This is a genomic window from Sphingomonas silueang, from assembly GCF_040049155.1.
Lineage (GTDB): Bacteria > Pseudomonadota > Alphaproteobacteria > Sphingomonadales > Sphingomonadaceae > Sphingomonas > Sphingomonas silueang.
The window spans coordinates 195,592-218,586 of record NZ_JBDZDK010000004.1; the positions used below are offsets into that span (position 1 = coordinate 195,592).

At 69.5% G+C, this 22,995-nt stretch carries 24 protein-coding genes and 1 tRNA gene; 6 read left to right on the forward strand and 19 right to left on the reverse strand.

Annotated elements, in window-relative coordinates; translation table 11 throughout:
• Window position 1 precedes the first annotated feature (1 nt).
• Window positions 2–1,225, reverse strand: coding sequence for a glycosyltransferase (locus ABLE43_RS06325; RefSeq protein ID WP_348977629.1), 1,224 nt, complete (start codon window positions 1,223–1,225; stop codon window positions 2–4).
• Between the two features lie 293 nt (window positions 1,226–1,518).
• Window positions 1,519–1,593: transfer RNA gene (locus ABLE43_RS06330), tRNA-Gly, on the reverse strand.
• Between the two features lie 166 nt (window positions 1,594–1,759).
• Here ABLE43_RS06330 and ABLE43_RS06335 point away from each other — a divergent pair.
• From ABLE43_RS06335 to ABLE43_RS06350, 4 genes are read left to right on the forward strand one after another with little or no spacing between them, the layout of a single operon-like run.
• Window positions 1,760–2,653, forward strand: coding sequence for a tetratricopeptide repeat protein (locus ABLE43_RS06335; protein WP_348977702.1), 894 nt, complete (start codon window positions 1,760–1,762; stop codon window positions 2,651–2,653).
• Window positions 2,650–3,258, forward strand: coding sequence for an LON peptidase substrate-binding domain-containing protein (locus ABLE43_RS06340; protein WP_348977630.1), 609 nt, complete (start codon window positions 2,650–2,652; stop codon window positions 3,256–3,258). Before ABLE43_RS06335 ends, ABLE43_RS06340 begins: the two co-directional genes overlap by 4 nt.
• On the forward strand, window positions 3,255–3,425 hold the full coding sequence (locus tag ABLE43_RS06345; protein WP_348977631.1) for a Trm112 family protein: 171 nt from the start codon (window positions 3,255–3,257) through the stop codon (window positions 3,423–3,425). Before ABLE43_RS06340 ends, ABLE43_RS06345 begins: the two co-directional genes overlap by 4 nt.
• Complete coding sequence (locus tag ABLE43_RS06350) at window positions 3,422–3,829, forward strand: hypothetical protein (protein ID WP_348977632.1); 408 nt, start codon at window positions 3,422–3,424, stop codon at window positions 3,827–3,829. The genes ABLE43_RS06345 and ABLE43_RS06350 overlap by 4 nt, the downstream gene beginning before the upstream one ends.
• Before the next feature lie 7 nt (window positions 3,830–3,836).
• On the opposite strand, the gene ABLE43_RS06355 is transcribed toward ABLE43_RS06350, so the two are convergent.
• Together ABLE43_RS06355 and ABLE43_RS06360 are read right to left on the reverse strand one after the other, a co-directional pair.
• A complete protein-coding gene (locus tag ABLE43_RS06355) occupies window positions 3,837–4,400 on the reverse strand; it encodes a hypothetical protein (protein WP_348977633.1) in 564 nt (187 codons plus the stop codon).
• A gap of 36 nt (window positions 4,401–4,436) precedes the next feature.
• Complete coding sequence (locus tag ABLE43_RS06360) at window positions 4,437–5,654, reverse strand: UbiH/UbiF/VisC/COQ6 family ubiquinone biosynthesis hydroxylase (RefSeq protein WP_348977634.1); 1,218 nt, start codon at window positions 5,652–5,654, stop codon at window positions 4,437–4,439.
• Window positions 5,655–5,939: 285 nt separating this feature from the next.
• On the opposite strand from ABLE43_RS06360, the gene ABLE43_RS06365 reads away from it, so the two are divergent.
• A complete protein-coding gene (locus ABLE43_RS06365) occupies window positions 5,940–8,279 on the forward strand; it encodes an FtsK/SpoIIIE family DNA translocase (RefSeq protein ID WP_348977635.1) in 2,340 nt (779 codons plus the stop codon).
• A 4-nt stretch (window positions 8,280–8,283) separates the two neighbouring features.
• Here the strand turns inward: ABLE43_RS06365 and ABLE43_RS06370 are convergent, their stop codons facing one another.
• On the reverse strand, window positions 8,284–8,805 hold the full coding sequence (locus ABLE43_RS06370) for a hypothetical protein (RefSeq protein ID WP_348977636.1): 522 nt from the start codon (window positions 8,803–8,805) through the stop codon (window positions 8,284–8,286).
• Window positions 8,806–8,889: 84 nt separating this feature from the next.
• On the opposite strand from ABLE43_RS06370, the gene ABLE43_RS06375 reads away from it, so the two are divergent.
• On the forward strand, window positions 8,890–9,684 hold the full coding sequence (locus ABLE43_RS06375; protein ID WP_348977637.1) for an aldo/keto reductase: 795 nt from the start codon (window positions 8,890–8,892) through the stop codon (window positions 9,682–9,684).
• Window positions 9,685–9,754: 70 nt separating this feature from the next.
• On the opposite strand, the gene ABLE43_RS06380 is transcribed toward ABLE43_RS06375, so the two are convergent.
• The 14 genes from ABLE43_RS06380 to ABLE43_RS06445 all read right to left on the reverse strand — a co-directional run bounded on the left by ABLE43_RS06380 (window position 9,755) and on the right by ABLE43_RS06445 (window position 22,985).
• Window positions 9,755–10,159, reverse strand: a complete 405-nt coding sequence (locus tag ABLE43_RS06380; RefSeq protein WP_348977638.1) for a hypothetical protein — start codon at window positions 10,157–10,159, stop codon at window positions 9,755–9,757.
• Between the two features lie 37 nt (window positions 10,160–10,196).
• Entirely contained in the window at window positions 10,197–10,736 is a 540-nt protein-coding gene (locus ABLE43_RS06385; RefSeq protein WP_348977639.1) for a demethoxyubiquinone hydroxylase family protein, read from the reverse strand.
• Window positions 10,733–11,212, reverse strand: a complete 480-nt coding sequence (locus ABLE43_RS06390) for a disulfide bond formation protein B (RefSeq protein WP_348977640.1) — start codon at window positions 11,210–11,212, stop codon at window positions 10,733–10,735. The genes ABLE43_RS06385 and ABLE43_RS06390 overlap by 4 nt, the downstream gene beginning before the upstream one ends.
• Window positions 11,213–11,216: 4 nt before the next feature.
• Window positions 11,217–12,557 (reverse strand): S41 family peptidase, encoded by a 1,341-nt coding sequence (locus ABLE43_RS06395; protein ID WP_348977703.1) that lies wholly within the window; start codon window positions 12,555–12,557, stop codon window positions 11,217–11,219.
• A 103-nt stretch (window positions 12,558–12,660) separates the two neighbouring features.
• A complete protein-coding gene (locus tag ABLE43_RS06400) occupies window positions 12,661–13,815 on the reverse strand; it encodes a murein hydrolase activator EnvC family protein (protein ID WP_348977641.1) in 1,155 nt (384 codons plus the stop codon).
• Complete coding sequence (locus tag ABLE43_RS06405) at window positions 13,812–14,234, reverse strand: 23S rRNA (pseudouridine(1915)-N(3))-methyltransferase RlmH (protein ID WP_348977642.1); 423 nt, start codon at window positions 14,232–14,234, stop codon at window positions 13,812–13,814. Before ABLE43_RS06405 ends, ABLE43_RS06400 begins: the two co-directional genes overlap by 4 nt.
• 13 nt (window positions 14,235–14,247) lie before the next feature.
• Window positions 14,248–14,640: a ribosome silencing factor gene (rsfS, locus tag ABLE43_RS06410; protein ID WP_348977643.1), complete on the reverse strand. Its 393-nt coding sequence runs from the start codon at window positions 14,638–14,640 to the stop codon at window positions 14,248–14,250.
• On the reverse strand, window positions 14,637–15,263 hold the full coding sequence (locus ABLE43_RS06415; protein WP_348977644.1) for a nicotinate-nucleotide adenylyltransferase: 627 nt from the start codon (window positions 15,261–15,263) through the stop codon (window positions 14,637–14,639). The genes rsfS and ABLE43_RS06415 overlap by 4 nt, the downstream gene beginning before the upstream one ends.
• Window positions 15,260–15,535 carry a type II toxin-antitoxin system RelE/ParE family toxin gene (locus tag ABLE43_RS06420; protein WP_348977704.1) on the reverse strand — a complete coding sequence of 92 codons (276 nt, stop codon included), beginning with the start codon at window positions 15,533–15,535 and terminating at the stop codon, window positions 15,260–15,262. Before ABLE43_RS06420 ends, ABLE43_RS06415 begins: the two co-directional genes overlap by 4 nt.
• The gene (locus tag ABLE43_RS06425; RefSeq protein WP_348977645.1) at window positions 15,532–15,789 is read right to left on the reverse strand and encodes a CopG family transcriptional regulator; all 258 of its coding nucleotides are present in this window, start codon (window positions 15,787–15,789) and stop codon (window positions 15,532–15,534) included. The genes ABLE43_RS06420 and ABLE43_RS06425 overlap by 4 nt, the downstream gene beginning before the upstream one ends.
• Window positions 15,790–15,821: 32 nt before the next feature.
• A complete protein-coding gene (locus tag ABLE43_RS06430; protein ID WP_348977646.1) occupies window positions 15,822–17,108 on the reverse strand; it encodes a glutamate-5-semialdehyde dehydrogenase in 1,287 nt (428 codons plus the stop codon).
• A gap of 101 nt (window positions 17,109–17,209) precedes the next feature.
• On the reverse strand, window positions 17,210–20,497 hold the full coding sequence (locus tag ABLE43_RS06435; RefSeq protein WP_348977647.1) for a TonB-dependent receptor domain-containing protein: 3,288 nt from the start codon (window positions 20,495–20,497) through the stop codon (window positions 17,210–17,212).
• A gap of 228 nt (window positions 20,498–20,725) precedes the next feature.
• Window positions 20,726–21,898: an acetyl-CoA C-acetyltransferase gene (locus ABLE43_RS06440; protein WP_348977648.1), complete on the reverse strand. Its 1,173-nt coding sequence runs from the start codon at window positions 21,896–21,898 to the stop codon at window positions 20,726–20,728.
• Between the two features lie 31 nt (window positions 21,899–21,929).
• Window positions 21,930–22,985 carry an alpha/beta fold hydrolase gene (locus ABLE43_RS06445; RefSeq protein WP_348977649.1) on the reverse strand — a complete coding sequence of 352 codons (1,056 nt, stop codon included), beginning with the start codon at window positions 22,983–22,985 and terminating at the stop codon, window positions 21,930–21,932.
• Window positions 22,986–22,995: the final 10 nt, after the last annotated feature.

Sequence of the window (22,995 nt, forward strand, 5' to 3'; positions counted from 1 at the left end):
CCTACCCGCGCCGCATCAGCGCGGCACGGTGCGCGTACACCCGGTCCTCGGTGAAGTCCGCCCCGCTTGCCGCCGCCGCGCCGATCGTCGCGGCGAGCGCACCGCGATCGGCGTGCAGCACCGCCACCGCATCCGCCAGCGCTGCGGCGTCATGCGGGGGCACGAAGCGCCCGCCGCCCTGCGCCGCCACCAGCCCGCGCGGATAGCCGCCGTCATAGCCGACGATCGGGCAACCGCAGACCAGCGCCTCGATCAGGCAGCGCGCCGATTCCGAACTCTTGTGGGCGAACAGCAGCAGATCGGCGTCACGCATTGCCTGGAGCAGTACGTCGCGCCGCCCCTCATAGCCCGGCAGGTCGACCACCGCGCCCAGCCCCTTCGCCGCGACGATCGCGCGCATCGCGGGCAGGTCCGGCCCGTCGCCGATCCAGCGCGCGTGGAGCGGCACGCCCAGCCCGTGCAGCCGCTCGATCGCCGCCAGCCAGTCGAACGGCCCCTTCATCGCCGCCGCCCGCCCGACATAGACGATCCGGAGCGCCGCACCGCTCCGTGCCCGCGCCTGCTTGGTCGCGAGCGCCGTGGCGTCGATCGCCTCGTGCGCATGGGTATGGGTGTCGTAGGTGCAGTGCGGATCGGGCGCCGCGTCGCGGAAATGCCCAAAGGTATCGCCGCCTTGCAGCAGCGCGACGCTGCTGTGCCGCAGGAGGTAGCGCAAGCCTGCCTCCATCCCCGGCACCAGCGCGGCGGCGGCGAGGCGACCGGCGCGCGATCCGGCGACCTTGGCATGGATCACCTCGCCCTCGACCCGGTCGATCCATGCGGCATAGCGCCGCCCCTTCCGCGCCGCCTGCCACGCGGCAAGCGAGGGCCAGTCGCCGATCATCCCGCCCAGCGTGAAGCACAGGTGCCGGTGGCGGTCGATCGCGGCGGACAGTTCGCCTGCGACCGGACGCACATGGCGCAGCATCTCTGCGGGGCGATAGCCCCAGGGCAGCGCACGCACGGTCACGTTGCCGCCCAGGGCATCGCCGTCCGCCTCGACCCAGTTGGTCGAGCTGCCCTCCACCGCGTCGCCCCGCGTGCGGATGCCGTAATAGGTGACGCGGTCGAAATGCCGCGACCATTGCGCGATCCCCGCCGCGGTCTGGTCGTCGATGCGCATCCGCCCCGCGCCGACATGGATCGGCACATGGGTGACGAGCAGCAGCGATGCCTGATCCGACACGATGACCTTCCCCCGCGACAGCCTGTACGATGCGCTGTGGCACCGGCGGCGCGACGATGCCAGCGGCTTCACGCTACGACAGGTTCCGACGAGGAAAGGGTGGTCCGCGGCAATGGCCGCAACGTCGCCGGCGACGGGATTGGAGCCCTGTCCGTAGCGCCGTTGCGCACAAGGCGACAGAGAGAGCCGAAGGGTTCGCGACACGGCAAGGCCGCGTCGTCGCTCGCCGCAAGTGGCGCCGTCCGTGCCGTCTTGGAGGATATGAAACAGTCTCGCCGTTTCAGCAAGACGGCTGGAGCGGGCGAAGGGATTCGAACCCTCGACCCCAACCTTGGCAAGGTTGTGCTCTACCCCTGAGCTACGCCCGCTCTGGCGTCTGTCCGAACCGGCGAACCGGCTGGGGTGAGGCGGGCTATTAGACGGGGGATTCGGGGTGCGCAACCCCAAAAAGAAACTCTTTTGCATGTCCCGCGTCGTGCCCACATAGGGGCGCTCCCCAACGGACAAAGGAATCGACGCTTGGCCACGCTTGGATTGACCGCCCCGGAAAAGGAAGCCGTGGAGGCGTTCCGCCGCGATGTCGTCGAACCGTCGATGACGAAGCTGGTGGTGATCGACTTCTGGGCCGAATGGTGCGGGCCGTGCAAGGCGCTGACCCCGGTGCTCGAAAAGGTCGCCGCCGAATATGCGCCCAAGGGCGTCGTGCTGGCCAAGATCGATACCGACAAGAACCAGTTCATCGCCGCGCAATTCCAGATCCGCTCGATCCCGACCGTCTATGCGATGTTCCAGGGGCAGCTGGTCGCCGACCTGACCAGCGCGCGCACCGAAAGCCAGTTGAAGCAGATGCTCGACCAGCTGCTGCGCCAGTTGCCGGTCGAGGCGGGCGACGCCGCCGGTCCCGACATCGAACCGCTGGTCGCGATGGGCGAGCAGGTGCTGGCCGAGGGCGACGCGATGCGCGCGCTGTCGATCTTCGAGCAGGTCGCGGAGATCGCGCCGACGCATCCGCAGGTGCTGGTCGGTCGCATCCGCGCGCTGCTGGCGCTGGGCGATCACGAGACGGCGCAGGCGGCGATCGACGTGCTGCCCCCCGAAGTCGCGAAGCTTCCCGCCGTCGATCAGGCGCGCGCGACGCTGGCGCTGGCGCGCGACGCGCAGCCGGTCGACGACCTCGCCGGGCTGAAGGCGGAGGTCGCGGGCAATCCGGACGATCACGACGCGCGCTTCCGGCTGGCGGGCGCGCTGATGGCGTCGGGCGACCGCGACGGCGCGGCCGAGCATCTGCTGAAGATCGTCGCCGCCGACCGCAGCTGGAACGACGACGCCGCCCGGCAGCAGCTGCTGAAACTGTTCGAGGCGGTCGGCCTCGAAGACCCGTGGGTGTCGCAGCAGCGCCGCAAATTGTCCGCGATCCTGTTCGGATGAGCAGCCGCGTCTCGATCTTCCCATTGGCAGGCGCGCTGCTGTTCCCCGGCATGCACTTGCCGCTGCACATCTTCGAGCCGCGCTACCGGGCGATGGTGTCCGACGCGCTGGCACGCGACCGGCGGATCGGGATGATCCAGCCGCGCGGGGAGGGGGACAGGCCCGCCCTGTTCGACATCGGTTGCGTCGGGCAGATCGTCGATGTCGAGGCGCATGCCGACGGGCGCTACGACATCGTGCTGGAGGGGGTGGCGCGCTTCCGGATCGTACGCGAACTGGACGTGACCACCGCCTTTCGCCAGGTCGAGGCCGAGCTGCTGCCGCGCGAGGCGGACGCGACGCTCGCGCCCGCGCAGCGCGCCTCGCTCGAAATGGAGGCGAAGCGCTTCGCCGAGCTGCACGGCTATGCGGTCGACTGGGAATCGGTCGGGCGGCTCGACGACGAGAGCCTGGTGAACGGCATCGCCCAGATCGCGCCGTTCGACATCGCCGCCAAGCAGGCGCTGCTGGAGGTCGACACGCTGGTGCCGCGCGCCGAACTGGTCGTGCAGCTGATGCAGTTCTTCGGTCGCCACGGCGACGAGGACGAGGCGACGCTGCAATGACCGCACCCGATCCCTGGCTGCTGTCGATCCTCGTCTGCCCGCTGACGCGCACGCCGCTGGAACATGACGCGGACCGGGGCGAGCTGGTGTCGCGGGCTGCCGGGCTGGCCTATCCGATTCGCGACGGCGTGCCGGTGCTGCTGGTCGAGGAGGCGCGGACGCTGTGAGCCACGACCTGACCGGCAAGTGGAGCGGTATCTTCAACTACCCCCACAGCAACCCGCCGACCGCGTTCGAGGCGGACCTTGCCGATCTCGGCGGATCGATCGTCGGCACGGTGCACGAGCCGGACCTGTATTCGGTGCCGCCGGGCGCGCTCATCGCCGCCGCGATCGACGGCCACCGCGATGGCGCGAAGGTCACGTTCAGCAAATTCTACGACGAGAGCGAGGGCTATGCCGACATGGTCGTCTATGCCGGTTCGCTGAGCGACGACGGGTGCGAGATCAGCGGACGCTGGGACATTCCGGGCGTGTGGTCGGGCACCTTCCTGATGGTGCGTCCGGCGGCGGTCGCGCCAGCGGAGGAACGTGCGGCGGAGGCCGTCCGGCCTGCGGGCGAGGGGGACTGACCTCGCATCACAGCAGATAGACGACGATGTAGCGCGCCACGAGCGCCAGCATCACCAGTCGCGCGGCGCGCGCGCTCCGCACCGTCATCGCCAGCGTCATCAGCACGACGAGGATCACCGTCAGGACGAGCGGACGGGCGTGGAGCAGGTACGCCGCCAGCGCCGGTACGCTCGCATACCATGCCAACTGGCACAGCAGCAGCGCCGCCATCGCGCCGATCACGATCCGGCGGATCCGGAAGAAATAGGCGTCGAAGTCGGTCGTCGCGTCGCCGTCGCTCGGGAAGGTCAGCCGCGCCGCCAGATAATAGGTACCCGCAAAGCCGGTGATCGCGACGAGCATCGGGCCGGATACCGTCACCACATCGCGCACCCGCCATGCCGCGCCCCAGAAAGACAGCAGGTCGAGCAGGACGAACACGCCCAGCAACGGCGTCAGCCAGCCGATCCGCATCGTGCTGCCGGGCCGCAATCGCTGCTCGACCGCCCGGGCGAACCCGCCCAGCACCTCGGCGATCGACAGGCCGAGCAGCAGCCCGAACAGCGCGAAGATGAACTCGAAATCCGACATGCCCCGCCCCCCGACGCTGGTCCGGGGGCAAGCCTATCAGACCGTCATGCCCTGCAACAGCTTCGGCAGCTTGCCGGTCTCGCCGCGCGCCTCGGCCATGAACGCGGCCTTCAGGGGCGGGATCGAATCGACCGCCGACAGGCCGAAGCGCCGCACCGCGCTCGCCGTCCGGCCCGGAATGCCGAACAGGCGGGTGAGGCCATCGGTCGCCAGCGCCACCGCGAAGGTATCCAGCCCGCGCCAGCGCTGGTAGCGCTCGAGCAGATAGGGATCGCCGAGGTCGAGCCCCGTGCGCTTGCCCTCGACCAGCACCTCGGTCAGCGCCGCCACGTCGCGCAGGCCGAGGTTCAGCCCCTGTCCGGCGATCGGGTGGATGCCGTGTGCCGCATCGCCCACCAGCACCAGCCGCTCGGCGGTGATCGTCGCGGCGTGATGGAAGCCCAGCGGATAGCTGGAGCGCGCAGACAGGTTGGACAGCTCGCCCAGAAACCCGCCCATCTTCTTCGATGCTTCCGCCAGGAAGGCGCGGTCGGACAGCTTCAGCATCGCATCGCGGTCTTTCGCATCCACCGTCCACACGATCGCCGAGCGATGGCCGTGCGCGTCGTCCTTCAGCGGCAGGATCGCGAAGGGACCGGCGGGGTAGAAGATCTCGTACGCGATGTTCTCGTGCGGCTCCGCGTGCCCCAGCGTGGTGATGATCGCGGCATGATCGTAGGACCAGCGCGCAACGCGCAGCCCCGCCGCCTCGCGCGTCGGCGAATTGCGCCCCTCGGCGGCGATCAGCAGCGGCGCGGTCAGCGTATCGCCGCCCGCCGTCGTCACCGTCACGCCCAGGGGGCCGCGCGCGACATCCACCGCCCGGTCGCGGTAGCGCAGGTCGATGTGGGGCGATGCGACGGCGGCGTCGTAGATCGCCTGCCGCAGCCGCTTGTTCTCGTACATCACCCCCACCGGATCGTCGGCGGCGTCGGGCACGAAGTCGAGCTTGCCGGGTTCGAGACCGTCGGTCGCGCGGATCGCGGCGATCGGGCAGCCCTCGTCGCCAAGGCCGCCCGAGATGCCGATCGCGTCGAACATCCGGTGGGTGGCACTGGCGATCGCCGAGGCGCGTCCGTCGAATCCGGGGGCCAGCGTCACCTTCGGATCGGCGGGATCGAGGATGATCGAGGAGAGCCCATGGACCCCCAGCGCCACGCCCAGCGTGCTGCCGACCAGCCCGCCGCCGAGGATGATGACGTCCGCCTGTGCCATGAAGTCCCACCCTGTCCGTAAAGCATTGTCGTCCGAGCGATCTAGGGCCTGCGCCCGCCTGCCGCAACGCCGCCTTGACGCTGGGTGCAGTGCGGCGCACAGCTATGGTTTGATCCACTTGCGTGGAGGCGGTACCGGCCCGCTCCCCCACCCGGCCACCCATCAGGATACTCGCGTGGGTGGCCGGGCGGGGGTCGCCCAGCAAAGTACTACTTTGCTGGGACCCTTGGGGGAGCGGGCCGGTACCGCACAGACCCTAGAGCGATTCGAACAGGGACGGAACGAATGGCGACCAACGCGCAGCCGCTGTTGTGGCGCGAGGCGATGAAGGCGGGGGCGAAGCGCAGCGGCGCGCTGATCGGCGCGACGATCCTGTTCGTCGGCACGCTGCTGATCGCGGTCGCGCTCCTCGGCTATTCGCCCGCCGACCCGTCGCTCAGCACCGCGGCGGGCGGGCCGGTCGCCAACAAGCTGGGCGCGCCGGGCGCGGTCGCCGCCGACCTGCTGCTCACCCTGTTCGGCGTGCCGGTCGCGCTGCTGCTGGTGCCCGCGCTGATCGTCAGCGTCCGGCTATGGCGCGACGTGGCCGTAGGCCCGTGGAAGCGGATGATCCGCGACTGTACGCTGGGCGTGCTGGCGATGGGCACCACGCTCGCCTTCGTGTCGGGCGATGCGATCCTGACGCTGCCCGCGGGCTATGGCGGGGTCATCGGCTGGAGCGTGGCGCAGGGGTTCCAGGCGCTGGTCCACCTGATCGGCGTGCCGGTCGCCGAGCTGTGGATCATCCGCGTCGCGGCGCTCGGTTTCGGGCTGTTCGGCATCTGGCGCTGGGCCAAGGGGCTGACGATCGACCTTCCCGACGGCGCCTTCCGCATGCCGCGCCTGCCGCGGCTGCCGCGCCGGGCGAAGGCGGTGGTGGCGGCGGACGACGACGCGCCGTTCGACATCGCCCCCGATGCGCCTTTCGTCGCCGACGAGGACGAGGCCGACGAACCCGCGCCCGTCCGCCGGGTTGCCGAACCGCGCGCCGCGCCGGTCATCGCCGAGCGCAAGGCATCGCCCGCGCCCGCCAACACCCCCAAGCCCGCCAGCAGCGAAGGCCGCGACCAGTTCGCGCTGCCCTCGATCGACCTGCTCAGCCCCCCGCCCGAATCGAACGGGCCGACGGTCGACAAGCAGGCGCTGGAACGCAATTCACGCCTGCTCGAAAGCGTGCTCGACGATTTCAACGTGCGCGGACAGATTGTGAAGGTCGCCCCCGGCCCGGTCGTCACCATGTACGAGCTGGAGCCCGAACCCGGCATCCGCGCCAGCCGCGTGATCCAGCTGGCCGACGACATCGCCCGCAACATGTCGGCGATCTCGGCGCGCGTCGCGACGATTCCGGGGCGCACCGTGATCGGCATCGAACTGCCCAACCAGAAGCGCGAGACGGTGTCGCTGCGCGAACTGATGGCCAGCCAGGCGTTCGCGGACCAGAATGCGCAGCTGCCGATCGTGCTCGGCAAGAATATCGCGGGCGATCCGGTCGTCGCCGATCTCGCGCCCATGCCGCACCTGCTGGTCGCGGGCACCACGGGCTCCGGCAAGTCGGTGGGGCTGAACTGCATGATCCTGTCGCTGCTCTACCGGCTGACCCCGGACCAGTGCCGGATGATCATGATCGATCCCAAGATGCTCGAACTCAGCATGTATCGCGGCATCCCGCACCTGCTGGCCGATGTCGTCACCGATCCGCCCAAGGCGGTGCGCGCGCTGAAATGGGCGGTCGAGCAGATGGAGGACCGCTATCGCATGATGGCGTCGATCAACGTCCGCTCCCTCGCCAGTTTCAACGAGAAGGTCCGCGCCGCCACCGCCAAGGGGCAGAAGCTCGGGCGCAAGGTGCAGACCGGCTATGACGCCGACACCGGCACGCCGGTGTATGAGGAGGAGACGCTCGACCTCACCCCGCTGCCGCAGATCGTCGTGATCGTCGACGAGCTGGCCGACCTGATGATGACCGCGGGCAAGGAAGTCGAATTCCTGATCCAGCGCCTCGCGCAAAAGGCACGCGCGGCGGGCATCCACCTCATCATGGCGACGCAGCGGCCCTCGGTCGACGTCATCACCGGCGTCATCAAGGCCAACCTGCCGACGCGCATCAGCTTCCACGTCACCTCCAAGATCGATTCGCGCACCATCCTCGGCGAACAGGGCGCGGAGCAGCTGCTCGGGCGCGGCGACATGCTCTACATGCCCGGCGGCAAGGCACTGGCCCGTGTCCACGGCCCGTTCGTCAGCGACGACGAGGTGCAGGCGGTGTCCGATTTCTGGCGCTCGCAGGGCGCGCCCGACTATATCGATGCGGTAGTCAACGAGCCGGAGGGCGACGCCGGGTTCAGCCTCGACGGCGCGCCCACCGGCAACGACTCGCCCGAGGATCAGATCTTCCGCCAGGCGTGTCAGCTGGTGGCGGAAAGCCAGAAGGCATCGACCAGCTGGCTGCAACGCCAGCTGCGCGTCGGCTACAATTCCGCCGCCCGCCTGATCGAGCGGATGGAGAAGGAAGGGCTGGTGTCGCGTCCCGACCATGTCGGGCGGCGCGAGGTGCTGATGGACCCGGACGGGCGCCCGGCGGGGTAGGATCCTATTGCCGCAGCGTTGCAGTCAGCTTGGCGATCCGGTCGCACAGTTGCTGCATCGTGCGCTGGAGGTCGTCGCGCACCGTTTCGGCGTCGCGTTCCTCGACCACGCTTATATCGCTGGTTAATTGCCCGGCCTTCAGCCCGGTCGTCCGCAGAATCATCGTCCAACGCCCCGCACGATCGATCGTCACCCGTCCGACCCCGTGCGCAAGGGCAGCGCGCAACGGCAGGTCATCCTTCATCCGCATTGCTAGCGGGCGGATCGCGACGCCTTCGCCTGCAAAGTTGCCACCCGAGTTCATCGCGTCCGCCAGTGCTTCGAACCGTTGCCCCACGAGATGGGGCAGACGGACCCCGATGCCGCGTTCGGGCAACGCCGCCATGCCGGCCAGCGCCTCGGTAACTGCCGCTTCCGCCTTGGCGAAGATATGCAGCATCTGCCCTCGCCAGGCGTTGGCGCGCGTCAGTGCCGATGCGTGCTGATCGGCCAGCGACGGATCGGCGGCGATAAGAGGGATGTTCATCGCGTCAATCTGGTCAATGTGTGTTGACTATTGGTAAGCCGTTGCGTGACATGCGCCTTTGTCTGACAATTTAACGGGTGCCGTATGACCGACCTGACGATGAACGACGGCCGCACGATCCCCGCGATCGGCTTCGGCACCTATCTGGTCCCGCCCGAGGATGCCGCCCGCCTGTCGCGCGAGGCGCTGGACGCGGGCTACCGGTTGATCGACACCGCCGCCTTCTACGCCAACGAGGCCGGGGTGGGGGAGGCGACCGCCGGGACCGACGCCTTCGTCACCACCAAGCTGTGGCGCGACGCGATGGGCTATGACGCGGCGCTCCGCGCGTTCGATGCCAGCGCGGCGAAGCTGCCCAGGATCGACCTGTTCCTGATCCACTGGCCGATGCCGTCGCAGGACCGCTATGTCGATACGTGGCGCGCACTGGTGCAGTTGCAGCGCGACGGCCGCGTCGCCTCGATCGGCGTGTCGAACTTCTCGCCCGACCATCTCGACCGGATCGCCGATGCCACCGGCGTCGTGCCCGCGCTCAACCAGATCGAGCTGCACCCGACCTTCCAGCAGCGGAGCGCCCGCGCCGCGCACGAACGGCTGGGCATCGTGACGCAGAGCTGGTCGCCGCTGGGACAGGGGAAGTTGCTGGGCGATCCGGTCGTCACCCGCATCGCCGACGCGATCGGCGCGACTCCGGCGCAGGTCATCCTCGCATGGCATCTGCAAGCTGGGCTGGGCGTGATCCCCAAGGCATCGTCACGCGCGCGGATCGAGGAGAATCTGGCGGCGGCGGCGGTCACGCTCGACGACGAACATGTCGCGGCGCTCGACGCGCTCGACCGTGCCGACGGGCGGCTGGGGCCGAACCCGGATACGCTATAGTCTGCACGCAAACGGGGCGGCCCGCACAGACTGCGGCCCGCCCCGTGAAATTGCCCTTGCCTATCGGGGCTCACGGCAACGGCGCGGTCGCCGCGTCGCGCCGGGCGCGCTGTTCGGCGCGGGCGGCATTGGCACGCTGCACGAAACAGCCCGTCGCCCCGGCCGCACCGACCGGCGAGCAGCTGCCGGCACCGGTCTGGCCCGCGCTCAGCGCCGAATCGGCCCGCACCGCCCAGCTTTCCTTCGACGCCGGATCGGTATCGCTGTCGCGCAGTTCCTGCGGGATGCGGAAGCGCTCACGCTCGCTGCGGCGGACGCAGACCACGATCTCCTCGCCATCGGCGTTGGTCGGGCATTTGTCGTTGCCGTAGATCACCAGCGTGCCGTTCTGCACCTGCGCGGCGGCGGGTGCGACCAGTCCGGGAGCAGCCATGGCGGCGGCAATCGCGGCACCGGCTATCAGAAAGCGCTTCATCTCCAACTCTCCTGCTGCGCCGATAACGCGCCGTGGTTCAAATCCGTTTCGACACTTCGATCGCGACGCGGCACCCCGCGCGGATGACGCCCGACAGCAGCGGATAGGCCGGGGCCTTTTCCGCGCCATGCGCCAGCGCCGCTTCCTTGTGCTCCAGCTCCTCGGCCTGGAACTTGCGGATCGCGTCGCCCAGTTCGGGATCGTCGTCGCCCAGTTCGGCCAGCTGGTCCTCGTAATGCCGGTCGATCTCGGTCTCGACCGCGGCGGTGCACGCCATCGCCGCCTCCGGTCCGATCGCCGCCGTCACCGCGCCCAGCGCGAAGCCCGCCACGTCCCAGATCGGCTGGATCAGCGTCGGGCGTACGCCGCGCTCGGCGATCAGCGCGTCGAAATAGGCGCGATGCTCGGCCTCCTGCAACGCCATGCCCTGGATCGCCGCCGCCATCGGGCTGCGGTCGCCCATCACCGCCAGTTGGCCCGCGTAGATGCGCGTCGCGCCATATTCGCCCGCCTGATCCACCCGGATCATCGAGCGGATGCCGCCCGGTCGCCGGTCGCCCGGCCGCCACTTGCTCATGTCCGCCTCCGTGTCGCGAGGATCAGCACCGCCAACGCGCCGGCGATCGAAAAGATCGCGTTGAACCCGGCGAGCGAGATGCCGAGAAACGACCATTGCGCCACGTCGCAGCGGATCACGGGCTGCGCGACGATCGCCGCCAGCAGGTCGCCGCCGGTCGCCTTCAGCGTATTGGTGCATGCGGTCACGCCCTGCCACCAGTGATATTCGACCCCGGCATGGAACACGCCGATCAGCCCGCTGACGAGGATCGCGACCCCGGCGAGGATCACCAGCGCCCGCTTGGCCGAGGTGCGCGGCGCGACGAACGACAGCGCCGCCAGCGCCAGCGCGGCATAATGCGGCCAGCGCTGCCAATGGCACATCTCGCACGGGTACAGCCCGCCCAGCAGCTGCGATCCCCATGCCCCGGCCAGCAGCACCAGCGGCAGCATGAACGCGATCAGCCGGGCAAGCGGCAGGTCGTTGGCGCGCATCGGCTCAGCGCTTGCCCGGCGCGGCGGCGGCCATGCGGGTCGTCGGACCGACGCGGCCCATCGTCTGGAGCGCGTAATAGAGCTGGAAATCGTCGATCCCGCGCTTCTTGAGCGATTCGGCACTTTCGGCGAAGCGCGGATCGTCCTTGGTATCCTCGGTCAGCGTCTTGTCGTCCACGCCCGCCTCGTTGACGAGGTGGCGGCGCAGGTCCGCCTCGCGGTACACCGGGCGGCTCTTGTAATCGGGGTCGGAGATCTGCGGCACCTTCAGGTCGGGGTCGATCCCGCCTTCCTGCACCGACCGGCCGGACGGCGTATGATAGCGCGCGGTCGTCAGGCGCAGCGCGGTGTTCTTCGACAGGTCGAAGATCGACTGGACCGATCCCTTGCCGAAGCTGCGCTCGCCCATCACGATCGCGCGGTGGTGATCCTGCAACGCGCCCGCGACGATCTCCGATGCGGACGCCGTGCCGGGGTTGGTCAGCACGATGATCGGCAGCCCCTGCGCCAAGTCGCCCGGCACCATCTCCTCGGCGAAATAGCGTTCGGTATCGGCCTTGTCGCGCCCGCGCTGCGACACGATCTCGCCGCGCGACAGGAAGGTGTCCGACACCTCGATCGCCTGGGTCAGCAGCCCGCCGCCATTGTCGCGCAGGTCGATGATATAGCCCTTGGGCTTGTGGCCCAGCGCCTTGTCGATGCCCACGATCGCCGCGCGGGTATCGGCGCCGGTCGATTCGCTGAAGGTGTTGATGTTGATGATGCCGATGCCGTCCTTGACCTCCCACTTCACCGGCTTCTGGACGATGGTGCTGCGCACCAGCGTCAGTTCGATCGGCTTGTCGCGGCCCGGACGCACGATGGTCAGCGATACCTTGGAGCCGGTCGGCCCGCGCATCTGCGCCACCGCCTCGTCCAGCGTGCCCCCGACGATCAGCTTGCCGTCGACATGGGTGATATAGTCGCCCGACTTGATCCCCGCCCGCGCGGCGGGGGTGTCCTCGGTCGGGGTGATGACCTTGACCGCGCCGTCCTCCATCGTGACCGACAGGCCGAGACCGGAATAGTTGCCGGTGGTGGCGATGCGCAGATTCTCGAAATCCTTGGCGTCGAGATAGCTGCTGTGCGGGTCGAGCGCCTCCAGCATGCCGCGCATCGCGCCTTCCATCAGCGTCTTGTCGTCGACCTTGTCGACGTACGACGCCTTCACCCGGTTGTAGACGTCCATGAAATTGTCGAGTTCGCGGAAACTGCCGGCATCGGCCTGCGCCATCGCGCCGGTGGCGACCGGTACCAGCGCCAGCGCGCCGACGATCGCGGTGGCCTGAAAGAACGAACGGGACATGACCATGGGGACTTTCGACTGCGGTACGCTTGCAACACTAGCGGGAAAACGAGCCGCGATCAAAGAACACTGTGCATGAACGCAAGGTGGACGTGGGCGTGGGTCACAGCATCGCCGCCAAATCGACCGGCACCCCCCGTCGCCGCAGTTCGACCGTCACCTCCGCACGGCCCGGCGGTGCGCGACCGATCGGGGTGCCCGCCGCCACGCGCGCGCCGACCGGGCCGACACCGGCGGCCAGACCGGTGACGAGCGTGGTCCAGCCGTCGCCATGGTCGAGGATCACGATTCGCCCATAGCCGCGGAACCGTGCGCTGTACGCGATGCGCCCGGCGGCGGGCGCCGTCACCGTCGCGCCGGGCGCGACCGCCAGCGTGATGCCGCGCGCGCGCACCCCGCTGTCGCTCACCTCGCCATAGCCGGTCGCCACCCGCCCGCCGACCGGCAGGCGATAGGCGCGGGGCAGGGGGGCGGGGGGCGTTTCCGCACCGGGGCGGGGCAGCGGCCCGGGCAGCGCGGCGAGGCTCGCCTGCGTATCCTGCTGGGTGTCCAGCGTGCGCAACTGGTCCACGATGTCGCGGCTGCGTTCGCCCAGCGCGATCGCCCGGTCCGATTCGACCATCGCCCCGCGCGCCAGCGCCTGCGACCGCAGCCGCTGCGCCGCCTCCGCGCGGACCAGCGCGAGGCGTTCGTCCTCCAGCGCGCGGTTGCTCGCCGCCAGCGCCGCCGCCGCTGCACCCGCCGCTTCGCGCAGCCGTGCCGCCTGCGCCACCTCGGCGCGCACCCCGGCGGTACGCGCCTCCATCGCGGGCACCACGGTGCCGAGCATCGCGCGCACGTGCACGAGGTCGTCGATCGATCCGGGCTGCACCACCGTCACCCATGCCGGGCGGCTGGCAAGGCTTTGCAATGCGGCGACCAGCCGGGCGATCGGCGTGCGCTGCCGGGCGAGGTCCGCCTGGCGACGGGCGAGCAGTTCGCCGATCAGCACGACCCGCGCCCGTGCCGCCCGGCTGTCCGCTTCCGCCGCCGCGATCCGTGCGGCCACTGCGCGCTGTTCGGCACGCACCTTGTCGGCATCGCTGCGCGCAGCGGTGGCGGCGCGCTCCAGTGCCCGCGACCGATCGGCGGCGGCCTTTGCCGCATCCCGCGCCCTCGCCAGTTCGGCCTTGCCCGCCGCGACGGGATCGTCCTGCGCCGATGCCGCAGCCCCGCCGAGTGCGCCGAGCAGCGCCATGGGCAGCAGCGCGCGCTTCATCCTTCGCGGTGGTAGGGGTGGCCCGCGAGGATGCTGGTCGCGCGCCACAATTGCTCGGCGAGCATCGCCCGCGCCATCAGATGCGGCCATGTCGCCCGCCCGAAGGCGAGCAGCAGGTCGGCCTGCGCCCGTGCCGCATCGTCGAACCCGTCGGCGGCGCCCAGCAGGAACCGCGTCTCGCGCACCCCGTCATCGCGCCACTTGCCGAGCTGCGTCGCAAACGCCAGCGACGGCAGGTCGCGCCCCTTCTCATCCAGCAGGACGATGCGCGTCGCCCCCTCGACCGGCGGTATCCTGCCCCCCGTGTCGGGCAGTTCGGTGATGCGGACGGGCCAGTTGACGCGCTTGCGATAGCGTTCGATCAGCTCGGCCTCGGGGCTGCGCCCGATCCGCCCGCGCGCGACGATATGCAGCAGCACGGGCGGCGGTGGCTCAGGCGTGCGCGGTCGGGTTCAGCGTGTCGCCGAACGCCCACATCCGCTCCAGATTGTAGAAGCTGCGGACTTCCGGGCGGAACAGGTGGACGATCACGTCGCCGGTGTCGATCAGCACCCAGTCGGCGGTCGGCAGCCCCTCGATCCGCGACGGGCGGCCGAACTCGGCCTTCACCCGCTCGGCGAGCTTGGTCGCCATCGACGCGACCTGCCGGCTGGAGCGCCCGCTGGCGATGACCATGTAATCGGCGATGCTCGACTTTCCGGCGAGCGGGATCGATACCGTCTCCAGCGCCTGGTCGTCGTCGAGGCTGGCGAGCACCATGCGGTGCAGCGCCTCGGTCTCGGTCGTGGCGGCGTCGGTCGGATCGGTCGGGGTAGGCAAGTTCATTCGCTTTCAGGGGCCTGTGCGCCGGACGCGGCGGGCGGAATGCCCGTGCGGTGCCAGGCAGGATCGGCGGCGCGGATCGCGGTCGCCGAGGTCGGATCGGGACGGAAGCGCAAACGGACCAGTGCCGGCAAACTCCACATCGTCCATCGTCTCGCCTGGCCTGCGGGCCGCGCATGGCGCCGCAGCCAGCCCATCGCAGGACTAGCGAGGGCGGCACCCTCATACCCCGGACGCGCGACGACCGCAATCGCCACCGTCCGCGCGATATCGCGCCACCCGCGCCACCGGTGGAACTGCGCCAGATTGTCGCCGCCCATCAGCCAGATGAAGTCATGCTGCGGGTACAGGCGCTTGAGCTTGCGTAAGCTATCGACGGTGTAGCGGGTGCCGAGCCGGGTCTCGATCGCCATCGGCCGGATCGGCGCATGGCGCGCGACCCGCTGCGCCGAGGCAAGCCGCGCGGCAAGCGGGGCCATGCCTTCGACCGGTTTCAGCGGATTGCCCGGCGATACCAGCCACCACACCTCGTCCAGCGCCAATGCGCGCCGCGCCGACAGCGAGATGCCGCGATGGCCACGGTGCGCCGGGTTGAACGATCCGCCGAGCAGGCCGATGCGGCTCATGCCTGCCAGCCTTCGCGGTCATGGCGGATGCGCAGGATCTCGATCCGGTCGGCGGCGATGCGGTAGAAGAGGAGGTAGGGCGTGCGGCGGACGCGCAGGATACGGCTGTCTCCCGGCCCGGTTCGACCGATCCGAGGATAATGTTCGAGCAGATTGGCACGCGCACGGATCGCGGTCAGTGTCGTCGTTGCGATCGAGGGTGTCCCGTTGCTGCTCAACCAATGGTCGATCGCCCGAAGGTCGAGCAAAGCGGGCGTGGACCAGATAATCAGCGGATGCGCGCCCTCTGCCGTTCGATCATCGCATCCAGTTCGGCCATCACCACCGCATGCGGCACAACGTCCCCGCGATCCGCCGCGTCGATTCCGATCTGCACGAACGCCGCCAGTTCCTCGCCCTCGCGCACCGCACGGCGCAAGGCGTCGGCGGCGAATTCGTCGCGCGAGATGCCGCGTTCGGCGGCGAAGCGGGTGATCGCGTCGTCGGTCGCGGCATCGATGGCGGTCGAGATCGGGCGCAGGTCCATGGCCACCAACCTATGCTCGCCCGCGCACGCCATCAAGGCCGGGTCTGCCCGGTCCCCCGCACGATCCACTTGTAGGTCGTCAGCCCCTCCAGCGCCACCGGCCCGCGGGCATGCAGCCGTCCGGTGGCGATGCCGATCTCCGCGCCCAGCCCGAACTCGCCGCCGTCGGCGAACTGGGTGGAGGCGTTCCACATCACGATCGCCGAATCGACCTCGGCGAGAAACTTCTCCGCCGTGGCGGCGTCGCCGGTGACGATCGCGTCGGTGTGATGCGAACCATGGGCGGCGATATGCGCGATCGCTGCGTCCACCCCGTCGACCAGTTTCACCGCCAGGATCGCGTCGAGATATTCGGTGTCCCAGTCGTCGTCGTTCGCCTCGAGGATGTCGGGATGCATCGCCCGCACCTCGGCATCGCCGCGCAGCTCGCAGCCCGCGGCGATCAGCCCGGTCAGGATCGGCAGCGGATCGGCATAGGCGCGGTCGATCAGCAGCGTCTCGGTCGCGCCGCATACGCCGGTGCGGCGCAGCTTGGCGTTGACCACGATCGCCTGTGCCATCGCCGGATCGGCGGCACGATCGACATAGCTGTGGTTGAGCCCGTCGAGATGCGCCAGCACGGGCACCCGTGCCTCCGCCTGCACCCGCGCGACGAGGCTCTTGCCGCCGCGCGGCACGATCAGGTCGATCAGCCCGTCCGCTGCCAGCATCGCCCCCACCGCCGCGCGATCGGTGGTCTGGACCAGCTGTACCGCGCCCGCGGGGAGGCCGCCCGCGCGCAGGCCGCGGTCGAGCGCGGCATGGATCGCGCGATTGCTGCGGATCGCCTCGCTCCCGCCACGCAGGATCGCGGCGTTGCCCGCCATCACCGCCAGCGCGCCCGCATCCGCCGTGACGTTGGGACGGCTTTCGTAGATGATGCCGATCACGCCGATCGGCACGCGCACCCGCTCCAGCACCAGCCCGTTGGGCCGTTCGCTGCGGTCGATCACCGCACCCACCGGATCGGTCAGCGCCGCCACCGCCTCGACGCCCGCCGCCGTCGCCTCCAGCCGCGCGGGATCGAGCCGCAGCCGGTCGAGCATCGCGCCCGACAGGCCGTTCGCCTGCGCTGCCGCAACGTCCTGCGCATTGGCGGAAAGGATGGCTTCGGCATCGGCGCGGATCGCCGTCGCGGCCCGGCGCAGCGCGGCGGACTTGGTGACGGTCGGGATGGTGGCGAGCGCACGGGCAGCGGTACGGGCGGCGGCACCCATGGCCGTCATCTGCGCGGCGGCATCGCCCGGCCTCGCGCCGTCATCGGGGTTCTGGATCGACATGGCCGTTCCATCGCGCAAGGCGGGCACCGCGTCCAGCACCTGCCGCGCACAAAAAGGGGGGCGGCCGATGGCCACCCCCCACAGGACGATCGATCGCCGGATCAGAAGGTGATCCGCGCGCCCGCATAGAAGGAGCGACCGTCGACCGGGTAGATCGCGCTGCCCGAACCCGTGCCGGTCAGGCCGTAGGGCGGAAGCGTGTCGAGGATGTTGTCGATGCCGAAGAACAGCCGGAACTGATCGTTCGCACGGACGCCGAGCTGGATGTTGTGGTAGAAGGTGCTCGGATACCACTTGAACGGATAGAGATCCGCGTTGGTCGGCTGGCGCCCCTGCCACGAGAACTGCGTCTCCCACGCGCCGATCGTCTGCCGGTCGAGGAAGCGGACGTCGTAGCCGAAGTCGAAGTTGCGATAGCGGGCATCGAAGCTGAAGTTCGCCTGCCACTCCGGATCGCCCAGCGTCCCGTGCAGACGGGTCGAACGCGACGGTTCGTTGATGAACAGGTAGGATTCGCGCTTCTGCAGCCAGCTCACCAGCAGGCGGGTCGAGATGTTGAACTCGCCGATGGCGCGGCGATAGCCGACCGCGACGTCGATGCCCGAGGTCTTGAGCAGCGCATAGTTGAACGGCTGGTTGAGGAAGCCCGGGCCGACGACCGGGAGCAGCGAGTTGGCGGCGGCGACGCCGTCGAGGTTGCGGCCGTTCTGGCCCGCGAAGGTATAGTCGCCGATCGTGCCCGGTGCGCTGCGACGGAAGACCGCCGAGCAGAACGGGTTGTTGATGCTGACCGGATCGTCATAGCAGCGATCGATGATGCCCTGGCCCGACAGGCCCGAGATCACGTTCTCCACCTTGATGTTGTAATAGTCGACGGTCAGCGAGAAGCCCGGCAGGAAGCGCGGCTCGAACACTGCGCCGACGGTCAGGCTCTTGCCGATTTCGGGCTCGAGGTTGAGGTTGCCCTGGTTGAAGCCCGACAGGCCCGACGGCAGGGTGTTGACCCACGGCACGGTGCGGCTGACGCCCGCATCGTCGACATAGGTGAGCGTGGTCGGCACGCCCGCCGCCGCGCAGTTGCGGGCGCGGTTGGGGTTGGACGTGATCGGGTTGCCCTGGCTGCACGGATCGACGAAGCCGTTGGCGAAGGTCTGCGCGCGGGTCTGGTACAGTTCGCCGAGGTTCGGCTGACGGACCGAGCGGGCATAGCTGCCGCGGATGCGCAGGCCGCGCACCGGCGACCAGATGCCGCCGTAGTTATAGGCCCACACGCCCTTGTCCGAGGTGCTGTACTTCGAGAAGCGCCCGGCGCCCTCGATCGACAGTTCCTGGAGCAGCGTGATGTCCGACAGCAGCGGGATGCGGATTTCGCCGAAGCCTTCGTACAGGTCCACCGCGGGCGGATCGAAGGTCGCCGCGCTGTTCAGGAAGGTCTGGCCCGACTGGGTGATCGGATCGAACGCCGAATAGGCGTCCTCGCGGCGATATTCCGCACCGATCGACGCGCTGATCGCGCCGCCGGGCAGCTTGAAGAAGCCCGAGCTGTCGCCGGAGATATAGCCGACCGCGTTGATCTGTTCCGCCCACTGCTTGCGCGACGAGGTGAACAGCACGTAATCGCGCGCCGCCTGCGAGATATTGCCTTCGCCGAACAGGTTGATCGGCACGCAGCCCGGCATGTCGTTCGCGGCGCTGGCGTCGGCGTTCACGCGGCAGACGATCTGCCCGGCGGTGTTGCGCACCGCATCCTTGGCCGCGTTGAACCGCGAGATCAGCACGTTGCCGCCGGTTTCGTAATAGGTCGAGGTGCGGCCATAGTTGCCCGCGATCTCGTACCGCACGTTGCCGGTCGACGACAGGTCGCCGCGGAAGCCGCCGACGAAGCGATAGGTTTCGCGCTGGTGGTTCTCGGCGCGGGTGCCGAGGTCGTTGTTGAACCGCTGCATGGTGAAGGAAGCGGTGTTGGAGGTGGTGCCGAGGATCGTCTGCAGCGTGCTGCGCGCCTGTGCCGACAGGAACGGGTTGTCGAGCGTGAAGGTCGGCGTCAGCGTCCCCGCCACGAAGGTCGGCTGGGTCGAGGTCTGGTTCGCGGTGATGCGGACGTACTTGCCCTCAAAGAACGGCTTGAAGGCCGACGACGCTTCGTAGTTCAGCAGCAGGTTCGCGGCATAGCGGTCGAGACCCGGCAGCAGCATCGCGCCTTCGAGCCCGGTCGCGGTCAGGCCGCCGAAACGGCCGCCGCCGGTGGGGCGCAGGTCGGTGGTCGGGCGGTCCCGGACCAGCGTGCCGTCCGCGAGGAACACATAGTTGTCGGACAGTTCGAGGCCCGACGTCGGGCTGCGCCCGCCGGTGCAGACCGCGTTCCGCCGCGCGAGGACCAGCGGATTGGTCTGGTTCGTGCTGGTCAGCGCGATGCAGCTCGTCGCGACGGTGCCGCCGAGCGAGATCGAGCCGAAGCGGCTGCCGCCGATCACCGTGCCGCCGGGGTAGGGACCGCCGTTGACGCCGATGAAGGTGGTGTCGGGGATGCCGTCACCCGCCGCCGGTTCGTTGACCAGCACGCCGTTGACCAGGCGGCTGGTCGCCTGCGTCGTGTAGAAGCCGGGCGCGCCGGTGAAGGCGCCGGTCTGGTCGTTGCGATCGGACATCAGCAACGTTTCCTGGTGCGCATATTCCAGCGCGACCGCGACGTTCAGCCGGTTGTCGAAGAAGTTCTTGCCCGCGACCAGATTGACCGTCTGCGACCCGCGATCGCCGCGGTCGGTGACGCCGCCCTGCACGCGCAGGTCCACGCCCTCGAAGTCGCGCTTGAGCACGAAGTTGACCACGCCGGTGATCGCGTCCGACCCGTAGACCGCCGACGAACCGCCGGTCAGCACCTCGACCTTGTCGAGCAACGCGTTGGGGATGGTGTTGGTGTCGACCGTATAGGCGCCCGGCGACGAGGTGACGTGGCGACGCCCGTTGACCACCACCAGGGTGCGCGAGCCGCCGAGGCCGCGCAGGTCGAGCGTGTTGATGCCTGCGGTGCCGATGAACTGCGTCGAGTTCGCCTGGGTCGTGGTCGAGCGGAACTGCGGCAGGCGGCTGATCTCGTCGCCGAGCGACAGGTTCGCGGTATCGAACAGTTCCTCGGACGAAACCGACGTCACCGGTGCGGTGGTGTCGAGGTTCGGACGCGCGAGGCGCGAACCGGTGACGACGATGGCTTCGCCGTCCTCGCCGCCGGTCGCGGGCGAGGGGCAGGTGCCGTCGGCGTTACGCTCTTCGGTCGAGCATTCCTGCTTGTTGATTTCGGAGGGAAGTTCGCGCGACTGCGCAAAGGCGACATGCGGCAGCGACGCCACGCTGACGAGCGCGGTCGCCGCCAGAAAGCGGTTGATATTCATTCTTTGCCCCGTTTTGCCCGGTGTCGATGCACCGGATTGGGCATAGAAAATATCGCTATGGCCGGGCTGGCAAGATGCGTCGGCGGACCGAAAAGGTTTCGCTACCTGAATGTGACATGAATGTCACATGGACGTAACATCCTTAATGGTGCGCCGACGCCGATGGTTTCACAATGCTACGTCGTTATAATATTGTTGCACGGAAACATTCCGTTACGGGATCGTGCGTCAGCGTTCGACGCACATGGCGATGCCCATGCCGCCGCCGATGCACAGCGTGGCCAGCCCCTTCTTCGCGTCGCGGCGCTTCATCTCGTAGAGCAGCGTGGTGAGCACCCGCGCGCCCGATGCGCCGATCGGATGGCCGATCGCGATCGCGCCGCCGTTGACGTTCACCTTGTCCGCGCCCCAGCCCATGTCCTTGCCCACCGCCAGCGCCTGTGCGGCGAACGCCTCGTTCGCCTCGACCAGATCGAGGTCGTCGACGCTCCAGCCCGCCTTCTCCAGCGCGCGGCGCGATGCGGGCACCGGGCCGATGCCCATGATCGAGGGATCGACCCCGGCGGTCGCCCAGCTCCTGATCGTCGCCAGCGGCTCCAGCCCGCGCTTCGCGGCCTCGTCCGCCGACATCACGACCAGCGCGGCGGCACCGTCGTTCAGGCCCGATGCGTTGGCGGCGGTCACGGTGCCGTCCTTCCTGAACGCCGGGCGCAGGCCCGACACGCCGTCGATCGTCGCGCCCGCGCGGATATATTCGTCCTGGTCGACCACGGTGTCGCCCTTGCGGCCCTTGATCGTGACCGGTGCGATCTCCTCGACGAAGCGGCCCTCGCTGCGGGCGGCCTCGGCGCGGTTCTGCGAGCGCACGGCGAATTCGTCCTGCTCGCCGCGGGTCAGTGCATACTGGCTGGCGAGGTTCTCGGCGGTGATGCCCATGTGATAGCCGTTGAAGACGTCGGTCAGGCCGTCCTTGATCATCGTGTCGACGAGGCCCGCATCGCCCATCTTGGTACCGGCGCGCATCTGTACGGCATGGGCGGCGAGCGACATGCTCTCCTGCCCGCCCGCGACGACGATGGTCGCGTCGCCGGTCTGGATCGCCTGCGCCGCCAGCGCGACCGCGCGCAGCCCCGAACCGCACACCTGGTTCAGCCCCCATGCGGGCACTTCCTTGGGCACGCCCGCCGCCATCGACGCCTGGCGCGCCGGGTTCTGGCCATGGCCCGCGGTCAGCACCTGGCCGAGGATCACCTCCGACACGTCTTCCGGCGCGACGCCCGCCTGTTCCAGCGCCGCGCTGATCGCCTGACGACCCAGTTCATGGGCGGGAACGGCGGCGAAGGCACCCAGAAAACTGCCCACGGGGGTACGCTTGGCGGCGACGATGACGGCTTCGGACATTCGGCAATCCTCTCCTGAAGGGTATCGGCGGCTATTTAGTGTACGATTGCGCGCTTAGCCAGTCGCCAAGCGGCTGCCACAGCAACGGCCGCCCCCGCCGTCCGACGATCATCCCGACATGCCCCGCCGCGACGATCCGCCGGTCGCGGAGGCCGATCGCGCTCTCGGCGGGCACGATGCGGTCGCGCTCCGCCACGAACTCGACCATCGGCACGGCGGGGCGGGGGTCGATCGTCCGCCCCGCCACCTGCCAGCGTCCGCGCCCCGGCAGATCGGCATCGAACAGGTCGTCGAACAGCTCGCGCCCGGCGGCATAGGGCAGCGGGGCGCCCTGGTTCGCCCAGTCCTCCAGCGCGACGAACGCCGCCGCCGCCGCGCTGCCCGGCGCGAGATCGGCGAAGGCGGCGAACTTGTCGACGGTGCGCGCCGGGTCGAGCTGCCAGAAGCCGCTCTGCAACACCTCCATCGGCACCAGCCCCAGATGGCGCGCGGTCGGCTCGGCGGCGGTCCACAGGTCGGCGATGGCGGCACGCGCGGGATCGCCGAACCCTGCGAAGTGCCACGGCGTCGCGATCAGCGCGATGCCTGCCACCGCCACGAACGCCGCCGCCGCCAGCGCGATCGTCCCGCCGAGGCAATAGCCGACCAGCAGCGGCGGCGCGTCGAGCGAGGCGATCAGCCGCGCCGCCGCCTGCGCATGGTCGCCAAGGTCCATGTCCCGGTCGCCCGGCGCCGGGCTGCCCCAGTCGATCAGCAGCACCCGCAGCCCCTGCGCCGACAGCCAGCGCAGCAGCGAATTGTCGGGCGCGAGGTCGAGCACGAACGGCGGGTTGATGAGCGAGGGGATCACGACGACCGCCCGCCCGGTGCCGCCATAGTCGCGCAGGCAGATGCGCCCGTCCCGCGCGACGACCGGCATCGGCGCGGGGCGCGGCGGGCGCGGCGCGTCCTGATAGGCACGCAGACCCCGCAGCGCGGCGGCGCGCCGATCGGGGTCCGCTGCGGTCTCGCTGCGCAACATCGCCAGAAACAGCGGCAGGGGGCGCGGCCCGTGTTGCGGCGCGGTATCAAGCGGTGTACCGGTCATATAACTCTTT